General features: G+C 67.8%; 14 protein-coding genes, 1 pseudogene and 1 riboswitch. Of the genes and pseudogenes, 12 read left to right on the top strand and 3 right to left on the bottom strand.

Translation table 11 applies throughout. The annotated features are described in order from the left end of the window. Positions 1 to 2 precede the first annotated feature (2 nt). Positions 3 to 1,742: a DEDD exonuclease domain-containing protein gene (locus ERC79_RS02155; RefSeq protein WP_242676833.1), complete on the bottom strand. Its 1,740-nt coding sequence runs from the start codon at positions 1,740 to 1,742 to the stop codon at positions 3 to 5. A gap of 518 nt (positions 1,743 to 2,260) precedes the next feature. Continuing rightward, a riboswitch (cyclic di-AMP (ydaO/yuaA leader) is annotated at positions 2,261 to 2,426 on the top strand. 15 nt (positions 2,427 to 2,441) lie between these two features. Between ERC79_RS02155 and ERC79_RS02150 the strand changes: the two genes are divergently transcribed. The 4 genes from ERC79_RS02150 (at position 2,442) to ERC79_RS02135 (ending at position 6,971) form a co-directional block, all read left to right on the top strand. After that, positions 2,442 to 3,014, top strand: coding sequence for a C40 family peptidase (locus ERC79_RS02150; protein WP_131575330.1), 573 nt, complete (start codon positions 2,442 to 2,444; stop codon positions 3,012 to 3,014). 264 nt (positions 3,015 to 3,278) lie between these two features. After that, a complete protein-coding gene (locus tag ERC79_RS02145; RefSeq protein ID WP_207390411.1) occupies positions 3,279 to 4,331 on the top strand; it encodes an NlpC/P60 family protein in 1,053 nt (350 codons plus the stop codon). Positions 4,332 to 4,426: 95 nt separating this feature from the next. Next, a complete protein-coding gene (locus ERC79_RS02140) occupies positions 4,427 to 5,797 on the top strand; it encodes a hypothetical protein (RefSeq protein ID WP_207390410.1) in 1,371 nt (456 codons plus the stop codon). 43 nt (positions 5,798 to 5,840) lie between these two features. Then, positions 5,841 to 6,971 (top strand): glycosyltransferase family 4 protein, encoded by a 1,131-nt coding sequence (locus ERC79_RS02135; protein ID WP_131575328.1) that lies wholly within the window; start codon positions 5,841 to 5,843, stop codon positions 6,969 to 6,971. A gap of 52 nt (positions 6,972 to 7,023) precedes the next feature. On the opposite strand, the gene ERC79_RS02130 is transcribed toward ERC79_RS02135, so the two are convergent. Continuing rightward, entirely contained in the window at positions 7,024 to 8,835 is a 1,812-nt protein-coding gene (locus tag ERC79_RS02130) for a long-chain fatty acid--CoA ligase (RefSeq protein ID WP_131580648.1), read from the bottom strand. Positions 8,836 to 9,006: 171 nt separating this feature from the next. Between ERC79_RS02130 and ERC79_RS02125 the strand changes: the two genes are divergently transcribed. From ERC79_RS02125 to ERC79_RS02095, 7 genes and pseudogenes are all read left to right on the top strand, one after another. Beyond that, positions 9,007 to 9,393, top strand: coding sequence for a polyketide cyclase / dehydrase and lipid transport (locus tag ERC79_RS02125; protein ID WP_131575326.1), 387 nt, complete (start codon positions 9,007 to 9,009; stop codon positions 9,391 to 9,393). A gap of 130 nt (positions 9,394 to 9,523) precedes the next feature. Beyond that, on the top strand, positions 9,524 to 9,961 hold the full coding sequence (locus tag ERC79_RS02120; RefSeq protein ID WP_131575324.1) for an SRPBCC family protein: 438 nt from the start codon (positions 9,524 to 9,526) through the stop codon (positions 9,959 to 9,961). Between the two features lie 89 nt (positions 9,962 to 10,050). Continuing rightward, positions 10,051 to 11,214, top strand: coding sequence for an ArsA family ATPase (locus tag ERC79_RS02115; RefSeq protein WP_242676726.1), 1,164 nt, complete (start codon positions 10,051 to 10,053; stop codon positions 11,212 to 11,214). Then, on the top strand, positions 11,211 to 11,567 hold the full coding sequence (locus ERC79_RS02110) for a hypothetical protein (protein ID WP_165497031.1): 357 nt from the start codon (positions 11,211 to 11,213) through the stop codon (positions 11,565 to 11,567). Before ERC79_RS02115 ends, ERC79_RS02110 begins: the two co-directional genes overlap by 4 nt. Positions 11,568 to 11,643: 76 nt before the next feature. Beyond that, a complete protein-coding gene (locus ERC79_RS02105) occupies positions 11,644 to 12,627 on the top strand; it encodes an ROK family protein (RefSeq protein ID WP_131575318.1) in 984 nt (327 codons plus the stop codon). 127 nt (positions 12,628 to 12,754) lie between these two features. Further along, the gene (locus ERC79_RS02100) at positions 12,755 to 13,492 is read left to right on the top strand and encodes a lysophospholipid acyltransferase family protein (RefSeq protein WP_131575316.1); all 738 of its coding nucleotides are present in this window, start codon (positions 12,755 to 12,757) and stop codon (positions 13,490 to 13,492) included. Further along, positions 13,419 to 14,315, top strand: a pseudogene (locus ERC79_RS02095) (DUF4436 family protein); the annotation flags it as partial. The gene ERC79_RS02100 and the pseudogene ERC79_RS02095, both read left to right, overlap by 74 nt. A gap of 90 nt (positions 14,316 to 14,405) precedes the next feature. Here the strand turns inward: ERC79_RS02095 and ERC79_RS02090 are convergent. After that, positions 14,406 to 15,647 (bottom strand): glycosyltransferase 87 family protein, encoded by a 1,242-nt coding sequence (locus ERC79_RS02090; RefSeq protein WP_242676832.1) that lies wholly within the window; start codon positions 15,645 to 15,647, stop codon positions 14,406 to 14,408. 142 nt (positions 15,648 to 15,789) lie between these two features. On the opposite strand from ERC79_RS02090, the gene ERC79_RS02085 reads away from it, so the two are divergent. Then, the gene (locus ERC79_RS02085; RefSeq protein WP_131575314.1) at positions 15,790 to 16,281 is read left to right on the top strand and encodes a polyadenylate-specific 3'-exoribonuclease AS; all 492 of its coding nucleotides are present in this window, start codon (positions 15,790 to 15,792) and stop codon (positions 16,279 to 16,281) included. The last annotated feature ends 30 nt before the right edge of the window (positions 16,282 to 16,311 follow it).

Here is a 16,311-nt window from a genome sequence, read left to right as displayed (position 1 = left end):
GGTCATTCGACCATCACAGTAGGCGGTGCGGCCGCGCGGGCGAGTGTGCACCAGTCCTCCCATCCGCCGGCGCCGTGGGCGGGTTCGGCGTAGCCGCTACTGGCGCGAACGATCCGTACGCCATCGGATTCGAGCCAGCGGGCCACGACGGCCAGTTCCTCCGGCGAGGCGCCGCGCAACGGCGTCGGCTCGGTGCGGACCGTCTCGGCCGACGCGGCGAGGGTCTCGACGACCGGCATGGGAGGCACGCCCTGCGCGGCCGTGCCGGCGGACGCCAGACGGCCGGCGCGGATGACCGCGATTTCCCAACCGCCGCCTGGGTCCTTCCGGGCGGCTATCAGTTCCTCCACCGCCGCGAGGGCGGACAGCCGCTGCATCCGGCGCAGTGCCAGTCCCAGCGCCGCCGTTCTGTCTCGCAGCCGGGCCGCGCTCTCGAACAGCTCGCTCGCGGCCAGTTCCTCGATGCGCTCCCGCATCCGGTGTAGCGGTGCGTCGTCCGTGCCGCGGAAGAGCGCCCGGGCCAGCTCTGGCGCAGCGCGGTACCCGTCCTCTGTGTCGGCGGTCGCCGGGCAACTACCGATCTCCTTCGGCGGGCACTTGGAACCGTGCCTGCTGCCCTTGGGGATTCGCGACCGGCAGGTCCGGATGCCGCAGAACTCTGCAACGGTCAGAGCGGCATCGGCGGCGTCGCTGCGGGAGCGGAACGGCCCCAGCGAGTCGATGGTCGGCATCCGGACCACCGCCAGCCGTGGGAAGGCCTCCTCGGTGAGCGTGATCCACCACCCACGCATCGGGAACTTGGAGCGCCGGTTGTACGGGGGCACGTGAGCGCTGAGCAGTCGCAGTTCGCGCACGCCGGCCTCGAGGGGATGTGCGCATACGACGTGGTCGACCCGTATTGCCAGCGCGACCATCTCCCGAATCCGGCCTCGGGTCTCGGAACCGGTGAAGTAGGTGCGGACCCGTCGGCGCAGATCGGATGCGGTACCCACGTAGAGCACTTCTTCGGACGGTCCGCGGAACAGATAGACGCCGGGGGCTTGCGGGAGGTGCGTGGCGAGTGACCGTTTGGCGCGCTGCGACGATGAGACGTTCGGGATGTAGTCGAGCAGCTCGGGCAGGCTGTGCACGCCCTGGTTCCCGACCCGCCCGATGAGCGCGTGCAGGACGTCCACGGTCGCACGGGCATCGTCGAGCGCGCGGTGAGTCGGTGTGGTTTCCGAGCGGAACAGCGTCGCGAGTGCGGAGAGCTTGACCGATGGGGCCTCGTCGCGGCTGAGTACGCGCCGCGCCAGTTTGACGGTGCACAGCACCTGGAAGCGGGGCCAGGGCAGTGCGGCTCGCGCCGCCGCCGCTTTGAGGAAGCCGATATCGAATCCGGCATTGTGCGCTACCAGGACCGCCCCCTCCGCGAACTCGAGGAACGTCGGTAGCACCGCGTCGATCCGCGGCGCCTCCCGCACCATCGCTGTGGTGATGCCGGTGATCTGGACTATGTAGGGCGGAATGGCGCGGCCCGGGTCGACGAGCGTGCCGAACTCGCCCAGTATTTCGCCGCCGCGCACCTTCACCGCGCCGATCTCGGTGATGGCGTCGGCGTCAGAACTGCCGCCGGTGGTTTCCAGGTCGACCACCACGAAGGTGGTCTCGCGTAGCGGGGTGTCGAGCTCGTCGAAGCTGAGTTGGATGCCGCCCGAACGATCCGAGTCGAGACTCCGGCCAGACGGTCGGGGACGGGGCAGGCTCACGGCGATGACACTAGAGATGAGTACCGACATCTCGGTGGCGGGCACTTCCTGGCAGACGAAAATTGGTGTGGCAACACCGGAATCGGCACCGAAAAAGCATCGAGAGACGAGGATCACATTCGTCGTGCCGGGATGCGAGGGCGAGGTTCGTGTGGGGGTCGGCGAACCGCGGAGGTGGGGTCGGTGGATGGCGCCGGTGGGCGATCGAAGTAGACCGACCGGTCTTCGTCACGGTCCGTCCTGAGGGTGGTCGGGTGACCTGGTGTAACCCGGGCTCGGGGTGTCGCGGGCGGACCCGGGCGCGGCTCGCCGGTGCCGCGGTGGGGTGTGTGCTCGGCGCGGAATCGGACCCATCGTTATCTGGTCGTGACTTGGTTGCCGATGGTCGACCCGAACGTCGGGCAAAAGCGGTGAATCGGATCAATATTCGGCGCTGCGGTCGACACGAAGGTATGCGGTTTCGTAATCTTCTCGAGACCTAGCGGAGTCTTGCCGCCCGAACCGGGGTGGCATCGCTGGGACCGCCTAATCGAAGCCTCTCGAGAGGTGACGTGCCGGGAACCCAAGTTCTTCTGGGGTGAATCCCACCGAGTGTGCACTGCGCGCTTCGGAGGGTAGGGCTGATCTTCCCAGCCCGAACCCGTCAGCTAACTCGGTCGGCGGATGAACGGAAGAAACGGAGTACCCCTTTTCGTGGCGTCATCAACTTTCAAGCGTTCCGCGCGACGCGCAGTCGTCGCCGGTGCACTTGCCTTCGGAGCGGTCACGGTTTCCGCGGCACCGGCACTCGCCGAGCCGATCAGCATCCCGGGCGTCGGCACCGTCGACGTTCCCGGTGTGTCGCAGGCGCAGGTCGACTCTGTGCTCGGAAATTTCGCGCCGGCTCCCGGCGCCCCCGCGCCCGCTCCGCTGGCTCCGGTTGTCACCGCAGGTGAGAAGGCTGTGAAGGCTGCCGAGAGCAAGCTCGGCGCTCCCTACGTCTACGGCTCGGCCGGCCCGGATTCGTTCGACTGCTCCGGTCTGGTGCAGTGGGCCTACAAGCAGGCCGGGCTGAACCTGCCCCGCACCAGCTACGACCAGGCCGCTGCGGGTGTCGCGGTTCCGCAGTCGGATCTGCGTCTCGGCGACGTGATCTCCTTCTACGGCGGCAGCCACTCGGGGATCTACGCCGGCAACGGCAACGTCATCCACGCGTCGACCGCGGGCCAGCCGGTGAAGCTCGCTCCCGTTTCGTCGATGCCGTTTGACGGTGCTCGCCGCTACTGAGGCCACCGCGGCCACCGCGGCCACCGCGGCCGCTGAGCTAGTGTGATGTGAAGACACAGATACGAAGGGCGGGTCCGGCGACGTCGGGCCCGTCCTCGTGTTTGTGCCTGAGGGGGTCGTCGTGATCCCGCGGGTGTCTACTCCCGGGTAGACACGGACATATGCCATTCCGTAACCTCTTCGAGACATTACGGACTCTGCCGCCCATCTGTGCGGCAGAGGCAAATCGAGAAGACAAATCGAGAAACGGAGAGTCGCGCTGCTGTGGCCTCGCAGAAGATGAAGCGCTCGATGTGTACTGCTCTGGCTACGGGAGTTCTCTCCCTGACGCTCGTCGCGATTCCGGCGATGCCAGCGTCCGCCGATCCGGTCGTGGCCAACCCGACCGAGGCGTTGGAGCGACTGGCTGAGCTCTCCCGTCAGTCTGAGCAGACGACCGAGGCGCTACACAACGCCCAGATCGATCTCGACGGCAAGCAGTCCGCCCAGCGGACCGCCGAGGCGCGGTTGGCCAGCGACCGCGAACTCCTCGCTGCCGCCGGTGCCCGGATCGACCAGTTCCGTCCTGCGGTCGGCAAACTCGCGGCCGCGAGCTATCAGGGTGCCCGGACCAACCGCCTGTATGCGCTCATGGTCAGCGATTCCCCCCAGCAACTACTCGATCAGATGTCCGCGCTCGACGCGATCTCGAACGAGACCGCGAAGGCCGTCTCCGGCTTCAAGCAGGCGACGTCCGAGGCAGCCGTGGCCGCGGAGGCCTCGCGCGTGTCGGCGGACGCCGCCCGCGCCGCGACCGAGCAGGCCAAGCTGGTCAGCGACGAGCTGCAGAACAAGCAGAGTGAACTGCAGAAGCAGATCGACTCGGTCACCCGGGCCTTCGATCAGCTCACCGGCGCCGAACGGGCTCAGCTCGCCGGTAGTCCGTTCCCCGCGGGCTTCGACGCGGGCCGGATACTCGCCAATCTTGCGCCAGGATCCGGCTCCGCAGCATTGCAGGCGGGCCTGACACAGGTCGGAAAGCCGTACAGCTGGGGCGCGACCGGACCCGATGCGTTCGACTGCTCCGGGCTGGTGGTCTGGGCGTACAAGCAGATCGGCAAGGTCCTGCCCCGTTCGAGCCAGGCTCAGGCGGGCGGCGGCACTCCCGTCGACAAGGGGCAGTTGCAGCCCGGCGACGTCGTGCTGTTCTACAACGACGCCTCCCATGTCGGGCTGTACGCCGGCGATGGGAACGTGCTGCACGCTTCGACGTACGGCACTCCGGTGAAGGTCGATTCGATGGCGTCGATGCCGTTCTATGGCGCGCGGCGGTACTGACGAGGTACCGATCCGCGTCTGATGCACGGACCCGATGAACCCGATACCCAGGGGTATCGGGTTCATCGGCGTCTGTGGCTCTTACACTTTCGGGCGTGCCCGCTGAAGATCAATCTCCCAGTCCCACGCCGCGTCGGCGTGTGCGGCGGTGGGAGTGGGCGGGACTGGCCGGACTCGCGGTCGCGGTGACGCTGGTCCTGGCTTTGACGGCATTCGACCGGGCGGGTCACGATCGAGATGGCCGTCATGGCGCGGCACCGATCGGCAACCCGTACGAGGATGGCCGCCGGGCGGGTGCGCAGGCCCTGCTCGACGCGTGGGCCCAGGCGGTGCGAACCGGGGATACGACGGCATTGCCGGCGTTGTTCGATCCGGGAGCCACCCCCGGATTTCTCGACGCGGAGATCCGGCGGGCCGGCAATGCGGCGGATGTGCCGTTCTCCGAGTTCGGTTACGAGATCGCCGAGGATCCGGAGGTTCCGGTGCCGTCTGTGGTGGTGGACCAACTGGGGGCCTCCGACGTATGGGCGCCGACGGTGTACCTGCGCTACGCGATCGACGGAGCCGATGCCCAGCCGACGCGAAAGCCGGTGTCGGTCCTGCTGGCCCGTCACGGTGACGACTGGGCGCTCGTGAGTGATTCGCAGATGCCGGGATCGGAGCGCGAGACATGGCGGGGCCCTTGGGATTTCGGTCCGGTCGAGGTGCGTCGGGTGGGCGGCGCCGACGGCCGATCCTCGGTGGTGCTGGGGCATCCGGAGCAGTCCGCAATGGTGGATGTGCTCGCGACCGAGCTAGCTGACGCGGTCGCGCACGTGACCGATGTGTGGGGCGAGGACTGGGCTCGCCGCGCTGTCGTGATGGTTGCGGGCTCACAGGAGGAGTTCGCGGCGCTGGTCGGCTCCGGCCACAGCGGATCCGACATCGCGGCGGTCGCGATATCCGACGCCATCGAACCGGGATCGGACACGGTCTCGGGTCAGCGGATCGTATTCAGCCCGGCGGCAGCGAGTCGCCTGACCGATGTGACGAGGGTGGCGGTGCTGCGGCACGAACTCACCCACGTTGCGGCTCGATCGGCAACCGAGGACGGGTCACCCATGTGGATGCTCGAAGGGTACGCCGACTACGTCGGATACCGGGGCCTGGAGGCGACGTTCGAACAGCTCGCCCCCACCCTCGCTGCGACGGTTGCCGAGAGTGGGCCACCGGCGTCGTTGCCGAGAGACGAGGATTTCCGGGCCGGCGGCGATGTGGCCCGCCTCGCCTACGAATCATCTTGGTCGGTTGCTGCTTTCGTTGCGGCCACATATGGCGAATCCAGCCTCGACGCGCTGTACCGCGACCTTGCATCGGGGCCGGTCACGGGGGTCGAGCTCGATGCGCGGATCCGCGCCGTTCTGGGCACGAGCGCGGAGGGTCTGGTCCAGTCCTGGGGAACCTGGGTCAAGCAGCAGCTGTCCTGACCCTGCGTCGGTCCTTTCCGGCGTCGGGTCCTACGGTGAACACATGCGTCGAACCCTGTTGGTGACGAATGATTTTCCTCCGCGCCCGGGGGGAATCCAGTCGTACCTGCAATCTTTCGCGGCCCAGTTGCCGCCCGGTGAGCTGGTGGTCTACGCACCGCGTTGGCGCGACGACAGTCATGTGCGCTTCGACGCGGAACAACCGTACGAGGTGGTGCGCCACCGGACGACACTGATGGTGCCGACGCCGTTCGTGGCGCGCCGGGCGGCGCGGCTCGTCGAGAAGTTCGAATGCACGAACGTGTGGTTCGGCGCGGCGGCACCTCTGGCGCTGTTGGCCCCGACGGTCCGACGGGCCGGTGCCCAGCGGGTGATCGCGTCGACCCATGGCCACGAGGTGGGCTGGTCGATGCTTCCCGGGTCTCGCCAGGCGCTGCGCCGGATCGGTGACCACACCGACGTCGTGACCTATGTCAGCAAGTACACGCGTGGCCGTTTCGCGTCGGCCTTCGGCCCGCATGCGGGACTCGAGCATCTGCCGTCGGGGGTTGATACCGAGGTGTTCTGCCCGGACCCGGCGGCGCGGGCAGATCTGCGCGCCCGGTACGGACTCGGCGACCGGCCGACGATCCTGTGCCTGTCGCGGCTGGTCCCCCGGAAGGGCCAGGATCAGCTGATCCGGGCGTTGCCGACGGTGCGACGGACCATCGACGGAGCTGTGCTGGTGATCGTCGGCGGCGGTCCGTACGCCGAGCGCCTGCAGGCGATCGCCCGCGAGTGCGGCGTCGCCGAACATGTCGTGTTCACCGGCGGAGTCCCTGCGGAGGAACTGGCCGCCCACCACACGATTGCGGACGTCTTCGCGATGCCGTGCCGCACCCGAGGCGCCGGACTGGACGTCGAGGGGCTGGGCATCGTCTATCTGGAGGCTTCGGCGACGGGGGTGCCGGTGATCGCCGGGCGTTCAGGGGGAGCGCCGGAAACGGTCGTCGAGGGTGAGACCGGGCTGGTGGTCGACGGCACTTCCGTCGACGAAGTTGCGCAGTCGCTGATCGAGGTGTTGGGGGACCGGGACCGGGCCGCGGCGATGGGCGCGGCCGGACGCGACTGGGTGAGGGCACACTGGCGCTGGGACGGGCTCGGCGCGAAGTTGCGTACCCTGCTGGCCGGATAACGGCCGACACCCGCGGTCCGAGCGGACCGCGGGTGCCGGATTCGAGCGGGGGCTACGTGCTGTAGATCGCCTCGATGTCGTTCGCGAAGCTCTGGTGCACGACATTGCGCTTGAGCTTCATCGTCGGGGTGAGTTCCCCGGTCTCCTCGCTGAAGTCGATCGGCAGGATGCGGTACTTCTTGATGGCCTCTGCGTGCGAGACCAGCTTGTTGGCCTCGGCGATGGCCTCGTCGATCTCGGCGGTCAGGTCGGGGTCCGACAGCAACTCGGCGACGGTGGTGCCGGCGGGCTTGCCGTTGCGCTGGTTCCAGCCGGGCAGCGCCTCCGCGTCGATGGTGAGGAGCGCGCCGATGAACGGTTTTTGGTCGCCCACGACGATGGCCTGGCTGATCAGTGGGTGCGCGCGCAGGTGGTCCTCGAGTTGCGCCGGGGCGACGTTCTTGCCGCCCGCGGTAACGATGATCTCCTTCTTGCGACCGGTGATGGTGATGTAGCCGTCGGCGTCGACGGTGCCGAGGTCTCCGGTGTGGAACCAGCCGTCCTCGATCGCTTCCTTCGTCGCGGCCTCGTTGCGCCAGTAGCCGGAGAAGACAACCGGTCCACGGAGCATGATCTCGCCGTCCTCGGCGATGCGAACGGAATTGCCGGACAACGGCTTTCCAACCGAGCCGACCTTCTGGTGACCGATCGTGTTGACGGCGAACGCGGCCGTCGTCTCGGTGAGGCCGTAGCCCTCGTAGATCGTGACGCCGATGCCGCGGAAGAAGTGACCCAGACGGGCACCGAGCGGTGCGCCGCCGGAGATGGCCAGCCGGCACTTGCCGCCGAGGGCGGCCTGGAGCTTCGAGTAGACGAGCTTGTCGAACACTGCGTGCTTGAGGTTCAGCAGCAGGCCCGGCCCGCCGTTGTCCTTGGCCTCACTCCAGGCGATAGCGGTGGCAGCGGCGGCGTCGAAGATCTTGCCCTTGCCCTCACTGTGTGCCTTCTGTCGAGCGGTGTTGTAGACCTTCTCGAACACGCGGGGGACCGACAGAATGAAGTCGGGCTTGAACTCACCGAACGTCTGGACCAGGTTCGGGATGTCGCTCGTGTGGCCGACCGACGCCCCGGCGTCGAACGCGGCGATGGATACAGCCCGCGCCAGGACGTGTGCCAGCGGCAGGAACATCAGAGTGCTCACGCCGGGCGTTTTCAGCAGGTCACCCAGGCTGGATTCGATGATGCCCTTGGACTCTGCGATGAGGTTCGAGTGGGTCAGCTGGCAGCCCTTCGGGCGGCCGGTCGTGCCGGAGGTGTAGATGAGCGTTGCCGGGTCGCTGGCCCCGAGCGCGTCGGCGCGGGCCCGGACCTCCTCATCGGAGACGGCGGCACCGTCCGCGGTGAGCTCCGCGATGGCTCCGGTGCTGTCGCCGCCCGGTTCGATCTGCAGGACCGCACGAACATCGGGCGCCTCTTCGGCGACCTGGGTTACCGACTTCGTGTGCTCGGCGGTCTCGACGATCAGCTCGATCGCGCCGGAATCCTCCAGGATCCACCGCACCTGATCGGGAGCGGACGTCTCGTAGATCGGCACCGTGACGCCGCCGGCCGCCCAGATCGCGTAGTCGATCAGCTGCCACTCGTAGCGGGTGGCGGACATGAGAGCGACACGGTCGCCGGGCTGGACACCGCGGGCGATCAGCCCCTTGGCGACCGCGGTGACCTCGTCGGCGAACGTGCGCGCCGAGACGTTCACCCAGGTTCCGCCGACCAGACGCCGGAACACGACGTGATCGGGCTTCGATGCGGCGTGCGCGAAGACGGAGTCGACGGTTGCGGCATCCTCCGGGATTGTGAACGTCGCTGGAACGTGGAACTCGGGCACGACAACCTCCGACACTGCAGATACTGGCGAGTAGGGTTTCCTGGCCCTCACGATAGACCGCGTGCCGGGAGCGTGCTGCAAGGCCGTCGGTGTTGCACCGACAACCCGCGCCTCCTCCGCGGAACGTGGTCCCCGTCACGGCCGTGCAGAGCGGTGTGTGAAGCTGTGGGAGTGAGCAGCATTCAGGTCGCCGACCAGACGTTCGTCGCCGCAGCCCCCGAGAAGGTAGCCGCCCGCGTGTCCGTGCCTGCACGGTGGCGGGCCTGGTGGCCGGACCTGGTTCTGGATGTACGCGAGGATCGCGGTGAGAAGGGCGTCCGGTGGACTGTCGCGGGCCCGCTGACCGGGACGATGGAGGTGTGGCTCGAGCAGGTCATGGACGGGACGATCGTCCACTACTTCCTGCACGCGGAACCGACTGGAGTGAGCTCGCCGGGTCTGGCCTCGCTCGACCTCGCCGGGATGAACCATGCGCGTCGCCTCGCCGGCAAGACCATGGCGTTCGAGATCAAGAAGCAGCTCGAGGCGGGGCGCGCTGCGGGCGAACCCCCGGTTTAGCTTGCGGTTGCGGTCCGTGTCGCTGATTGTGTGTCCGGCCGGGAATCGTGTGTGATGGACGAGCGGTGGGACGCCACCAGCCACAGGCGAGGCGCGGCACCGCTCGATTCTGAAAGGAAGCGCCCGACGTATGGCCGAGAAGACCAAGAGGTCGATCACCATCGACGCCCCTGCCGAGCAGATCATGGCCGTCATCGCGGACTTCGACGCCTACCCGGCATGGGTTGCGGCAGCGAAGTCTGTCGAGGTGCTCGAACCAGGTCTCGACGGCCGCGCCGACCGGGTCCGGTTCGTACTGGACGCCGGCATGGTCAAGGACACCTACGAGCTGAAATATCGCTGGGCGGCAGACGGTATGGCGGTGAGCTGGGAACTGGTCGCGGGTGAGATTCAGAAGTCCCAGGTCGGTTCGTACCGACTCGCGCCCGGGCAGGACGGCGGTACGAGCGTCACCTACGAGCTGACCGTCGACCTCACGATCCCGATGATCGGGCTGTTCAAGCGCAAGGCGGAGAAGGCCATCACGGACACCGCGCTCAAGGAACTCAAGAAGCGAGTCGAGGGCTGAGCGCCCAAGGTTCCGGCGCGGTCACCCAGGTCCGGCTGGTCGTCGGAAAAGGCGGGGTAGGCAAGACGACGCTTGCGGCAGCGACCGCGGTGGCCCTCGCACGGGACGGGCGTCGGGTTCTGATCGTCTCGCTCGATCCGGCGCACTCGCTGTCCGACGTCCTCGACCGGCCGATCGGCGTTCGAGGGCGTGCGGTGGCCGGTGAGGTACGGATCACCGATCGCCTCGACGCTCTCGAAATCGACACGCTCGCGCTGCTCGAGGAGCGGTATCGAGGGCTCGTCGCTCTCCTGGCGCTCGGGGGCACCCACGACCACGGCGCACAGTTCGCAGACCTCGCACCGGAGGAACTGACCGGGATGCCCGGGATCGAGGACCTGCTCGGTCTCGGTGAGGTTGCCCGCCTGGCCGCGCGGTCGCGCTGGGACGTGATTGTCGTCGACTGCCCGCCGACGGCGGAAGCGCTGCGCATGCTGGCCGTGCCGGAGACGGTCGCGGGTTATGTGGAGCGGGTGTGGCCACAGCACCGACGCGTCGCCGCGGCGACATCGCCGGATACCCGGCTGGCGCTGATCGTCGCGCTGATCGATCGCCTCGTCGATGCCACTGCGGCGGTGACCACGCTGCTCTCCGACTGGTCCCGCACGGCGTTGCGGGTGGTGACCACCGCCGAACGCGTGGCGCTGGCCGAGACGCGGCGGGTGCTGTCGGCTGCGGCGTTGGCGGGCCTGCGGGTGGATGCGATCATCGTCAACAAGCTTCTGCCGGAAGTGGATTCGCAGTCCGGCGTGGCGTTCATGATGGCCTGGTACGAGGGCTGCCGCGCGGCGCAGCAGGACGTACTGTCCGCCGTCGAGGCGGTGGCGGGCGACGTCCCGATCTTGACGGCGGACCGGGCCGACGCCGAACCGATAGGGTGGGACGCTCTCGATGTGTTGGCGCGGTCGGTCTTCCGGGGCGTGGCCGATGCCGGCGCGATGCTCGTGGACGGATCGCGACCGATCCGCGTCACACTCGAATCGGGGTCGGGAGTGGACTCGGTGTACGAGATGCGGATGCACTTGCCGCTCACGGACCCGGGAACGTTGACGCTGGGACGAGTGGAGGACGACTTGGTGGTGGGGGCCGACGGGAAGAGACGTCGGATTCGTCTGGCATCGGTGCTTCGACGGTGCACGGTCCGGGATGCGGACTTCGACGGTGCCGATCTGGTGGTGCGGTTCGTGCCCGACCCCGCGGTGTGGCCGCAGTGACGGGCGAACACGCCGAGCTCACCGCGGAACTGCGGGCTCTTGCCGAAACGGTGCTCGAGAGGCTCGGGCCGGTCCTGCAGAAGGCGGCGGCGCCGCGGCCGGAGGGTGCTGTCGGCGATCCCGCTCCCTGCCCCAGCTGCTCGTGGTGTCCGCTGTGTGCGCTCGCGGCGCTGATCCGGGGCGAGCAACACGACCTCGTCACCCTGCTCGCGGGACAGGCGTCCACCCTGCTTGCGGTGCTACGCGAAGCGCTCGACAACCACGAGTGGGCCCCCGCGTCCCCGGGGACCGAGCCCGATCCGGCCGGTGGCACATCCTCCTTCGTGCCGATCGACGTCACGATCAAGAACTGAGGTGTTGCGGCGGAAACCGGTCGACTGCTGACGGGTTCCGAGTCAGTGGTACCTGGCGTACCGGCATTCGGGGCGGATGGGCAGAATACTTGTCGTGGAGAACACCGAGCTGCTCACAGTCGGAATCGATATCGGCGGCACGAGCATCCGGGCGTCGGTGGTCGACGCGAACGGTGAGGTACTCGATTCGACGCGCGCGCCCACCCCGCATTCCGCGGACGCCCTGGAACGCGGGATCTGCCGGGCCGTGAGCGAGCTGGCGGGTCGGCACGAGGTCGCTGCCGTCGGACTGGCGGTGGCGGGCTTCATCGATCTGGACCGCACCACGGTCCGGTTCGCGCCGCATGTGCCGTGGGTGGATGCTCCGGTTGCGCGGATTCTCGGTGACATGCTCGGGCTGCCCGTGGTGCTCGAGCACGACGCCAATGCGGCAGCATGGGCCGAGAGCCGATTCGGCGCGGCCGCCGGCGGCCGCAACGTCGTGATCGTTGCGATCGGAACCGGAATCGGTGCCGCGTTGCTCGTCGACGGCCAGCTCTATCGCGGCTCGTTCGGCGTCGCACCGGAGCTGGGACATCTGCAGGTCGTTCCGGACGGACGAGCCTGTGCGTGCGGCAAACGTGGATGCTGGGAGCGCTACTGCAGTGGCACTGCGCTGGTGGACACCGCACTCGAACTGCTCGCGGCTGATCCGTCGGCGTCGACGGTGCTCGCGCGCGATGTTGCAGTCGACCCGGGGTCGCTCACGGGACGACGGATCGCCGCCGCCGCGCAGGAAGGCGACATGCTCGCGATCGAGACGTTCGCGGATTTCGCACGGTGGCTCGGGGTGGGGCTCGCCACGGTGACGGATGTCTTCGACCCTGACTTGGTTGTGATCTGCGGCGGCGTGGGCAGTTCTGCGCCGCTGTTCCTCGACGCTGCGCGTGAGCATTACGCGGGCCTCGTCACCGGAGCGGGGCACCGTCCGCTGGCCCGGATCCGGCACACGCAGCTCGGTGAGGCCGCCGGCATGATCGGCGCTGCCGACCTCGCACGGACCGCGGTCTCGGGTCCGTGACCCGGGGCCCGATGGTGTCCGCGGAACCCAGTCCTGACCAGGCCACCGTGTGGCACCTCACGGTCACGCTGAGTACAGTCAACCCCTAGGTAGGACTGGGGGAATCGACCCCGGACGGAAGGACGCCATGTGGTACTGGCTGTTTAAGTACGTGTTGTTGGGTCCCATGCTGTGGCTCCTCGGCCGCCCGAAACTCGAAGGTGCCGAGAACATTCCGGCGGACGGCCCGGCGATTCTGGCCAGCAACCACCAAGCCGTGCTCGACTCGTTCTTCTTGCCGCTGAGGGTCAATCGACGCATAACTTTCCTCGCCAAGAGCGAGTACTTCACGGGCACAGGCGCAAAGGGAGCCTTCCAGAGGTGGTTCTTCTCTGCCGTTGGTCAGGTGCCGATAGACCGGACCGGTGCCGATGCCGCGCAGGACGCACTCAATGCGGGTCTGCGCGTGCTCTCCGAGGGCAAGCTGCTCGGCATCTACCCCGAGGGCACCCGCTCTCCCGACGGGCGGCTGTACAAGGGCAAGACCGGCATGGCGCGGCTCGCGCTCGAGTCGGGCGTCAAAGTCATCCCCGTAGCCATGATCGACACCGCGAAGGTGAATCCGATCGGTTCGCGCGTGTGGCGGCCGGCCAAGGTCACCGTCCGCATAGGTGAGCCGATCGACTTCTCCCGATTCGAGGGGATGGGCGGTAACCGGTTCGTCGAGCGCGCCATCACCGATGAGGTCATGTACAAGCTGATGCGCCTGTCCGGTCAGGAGTACGTCGACATCTACGCGGCAACTCTGAAGGATGCCGCCGGTACCGCGCCGGAGACTCGGCCTGCCGCCGACGTCACTCGCGTGCCGGACACCCAGGCCAGCTGAGCGCGCCGCTGCGCGCGGTATCTTGCCAATCGTGTCCTTCCTGCGTACCCGGCCGCGTGTGCTCTGGGGCATCGTCGTAGCGGTGATGGCCTGTGTCTATGTCGGTTCGCTTGCGGTGTATGCCGCGAGCAGTTCGCGCGATACCGGTTGGGTGACAACGATGCCCGCTCCCGACGAGGTGATCGTTCTCGTCACGTCCACGTCGCTGCACCCGACCGCCGACCGGCTCGATGTCGAGGTCACGATCGCGCCGGGTAGCGACTTCTACAGCGAGAACGGCGACACGCTGGACCGTCCGATCAGCCTGTTCGTGGTGCCCAGTACGTCGAAGACGGAATTGGTCTTTCCTGCGGGATCGGTACCCACGACATTCGACGCCCAGTTGATCGTGCGGGGATCGGCCGGCCATTGGCCACTGGACCGCTTCGACGTCAGCCCGCTGTTGGTCGAGGCATACACCGGGACCGGTAGCGGTACCGAATTGCACCCCACCCGGGTGCTGTTCGACGGTCGTCTCGACGGTTGGAACATGCGGCAGGAGCGGGTGGACGTCGACGATCAGTTCTCGGCGACCGGCGAGGGTACGAATCTGCAGTTCGAGCGTTCCGGGGGGACGCTCGTCTATTCGGCGATCCTGTTGCTGATGATGGCGGTGCTGGCGGTGCTCGCGGCGTTTGTGGCGGTCCAGACCGCGCGGCGTCGCAGGCTCGTGCACACCGACATGCTCGGCTGGATGGCGGCAATGCTGTTCGCAGTCATCCCACTGCGCGGAATCCTGCCCGGTAGTCCGCCGATCGGTTCGTGGGTGGACATCGCGTTGACCATGTGGGTGGTGGTGACGCTCGTCGGATCGCTCGCGTTGTACGTTTGGTGCTGGTGGCGGGACACAGCGGCGGAAGAACCGCCGCGTGGGTCACGAGACGGTGGTGAGGTCTGCGGGGTCCCCGTGGGCCGAGGAGCGGTCGACACGCGGTCGGGGAGGGAGACCGGCGCCGGCGATCGCGACGATCACCGCGACGGCCCACCAGACATACGACGACGCGAGGAACTGGTCCCACAGAGGCCAGCCCACCCCACTCCAGCGGCCTTCACCGAGGCTCCAGTGGGGTGCGATCTGGAAAAGGGCCCAACTCGCGGCGACGAAGACCCCGAGGCCGACGCTGCGCCGACGGTGGGCGTGTACCGCGAGTAGGACCAGTAGCGGAACCACCCACACCCAGTGGTGCGACCATGAGACCGGCGACACCAGCAGGCCGAACAGGGCGTTGATGCACAGCGCCAGTGCGGGCGCCCCGGCGGTGAAGGCGCGGTGCATCGCAATCGTGGCCGGGACGAGGATCAGCAGTGCCGCGGCGATCCACAGCATCGACCGCATCGACGGATCGAACCCCAGCCGGGCCAACATCCCGGTCAGGCTCTGATTCGCCGGGTAGCCGGGCTCGCCGATGCGGCTCGAGTCGAACAGGGTGTCGGTCCAGTACGTCCACGAATCGCCGCGGGTAGCCAGGAATCCGATCGCGGTACACGCGAGGAAGCTCAGTCCGGTCGTCACCGTGGCCCGGAAGTCCTTCCGGATCAGGAAGTACAGGACGAACACCGCGGGGGTCAGCTTGAGCGCGGCCACGAGGCCGATCAGCATGCCGCGTGGCCACGGCGTCTTCTTCGGCAGGATGTCGGCCGCTACGAACACCATCAGCAGGATGTTCACCTGCCCGTAGTCGAGCGTCGAACGCACCGGCTCGAGCATCAGCGCCAGGGCGGTGGCACCGGCCGCGGCCCACAGCATTGTCGTGCGTGGCGCGACGCCGACCGATCTCAGCGTCAGCACCACGGTCGCGAACAGTGCGACCAGCGTCAGGACGGTGAGCACGACGCCGGCCGTGGCGAGCGAGATCCACGACATCGGGACGAACACCACGGCCGCGAGCGGTGGATACGTGAACGGCAGTTGCGAGCCGTGGAACGTCGGCGGCATCTGGCCGTAGAGCTCGGCACCCGACGCGAACGCCGCCCCACCGAGCCGATAGACGTCGAGATCGATCCGGTAGTGGTTACCGAACTCACGCAGTCCCGGGAACCCGTAGAGGTTGAAGAGCATTCCGATCGCCAGGGCGGTCGCGATCGCGATCCGGCACGCGACGGTGGCAGCGGGCAGTCCTTGTCCCGGTGGCGTCCGACCGTGGATCGGTTCGGACCCGGCGACGGAATCGGGGGTGGGGCTGCGCACGGATGGACCCTTCTACGAATCGGGGGGCGCCGTGTGAGGTACCCCTGCGCGTGGGGCATAGGCTGCCTCCGTGCGCTACTTCTACGACTGCGAGTTCATCGAGGATGGTCGCACAATCGAGCTCGTCTCGATCGGTGTGGTTTGCGAGGACGGGCGCGAGTTCTACGCGGTGTCCACCGAGTTCGACCCCGAGCGTGCTGGTAAATGGGTGCGCCGGAATGTGCTTCCGAAGCTGCCGCCGCCATCGTCGCCGCTGTGGAAGAGCCGCTCCCGAATCCGCGACGATCTGGTGAAGTTCCTCGTGCCCCGGCCCGGCATCGAACCTGAGCTGTGGGCATGGGTCGCGGCATACGACCATGTCGCACTGTGTCAGCTGTGGGGTGCGATGACCGAGCTGCCGTCGAACATGCCGCGGTACACCCGTGAGCTGCGTCAGCATTGGGAGAGTCACGGCTGCCCCCCATTGCCGCCGGTCCCCGACGACGCGCACGACGCGCTCACGGACGCCCGGCACAACCTCGCCAAGTTCGATGCGATCGAGGCTTTCCGCTCCGTTCGGTGACGAGAATCACCGCTCTCGGCGGTGATCGAT

It is taken from the genome of Rhodococcus sp. ABRD24, assembly GCF_004328705.1.
Classification (GTDB): domain Bacteria; phylum Actinomycetota; class Actinomycetes; order Mycobacteriales; family Mycobacteriaceae; genus Prescottella.
The sequence above is the reverse complement of the archived record's forward strand: the minus strand, read 5'-3'. Positions and strand labels throughout refer to the sequence as shown.

What these genes read in the sequence shown, in the direction of transcription:
- ERC79_RS02120 (WP_131575324.1), top strand. Translation starts at nt 9,524, where the DNA reads ATGGCCGAGAAGACCAAGAGGTCGATCACCATCGACGCCCCTGCCGAG.
- ERC79_RS02105 (WP_131575318.1), top strand. Translation starts at nt 11,644, where the DNA reads ATGGGCAGAATACTTGTCGTGGAGAACACCGAGCTGCTCACAGTCGGA.
- ERC79_RS02135 (WP_131575328.1), top strand. Translation starts at nt 5,841, where the DNA reads ATGCGTCGAACCCTGTTGGTGACGAATGATTTTCCTCCGCGCCCGGGG.
- ERC79_RS02100 (WP_131575316.1), top strand. Translation starts at nt 12,755, where the DNA reads ATGTGGTACTGGCTGTTTAAGTACGTGTTGTTGGGTCCCATGCTGTGG.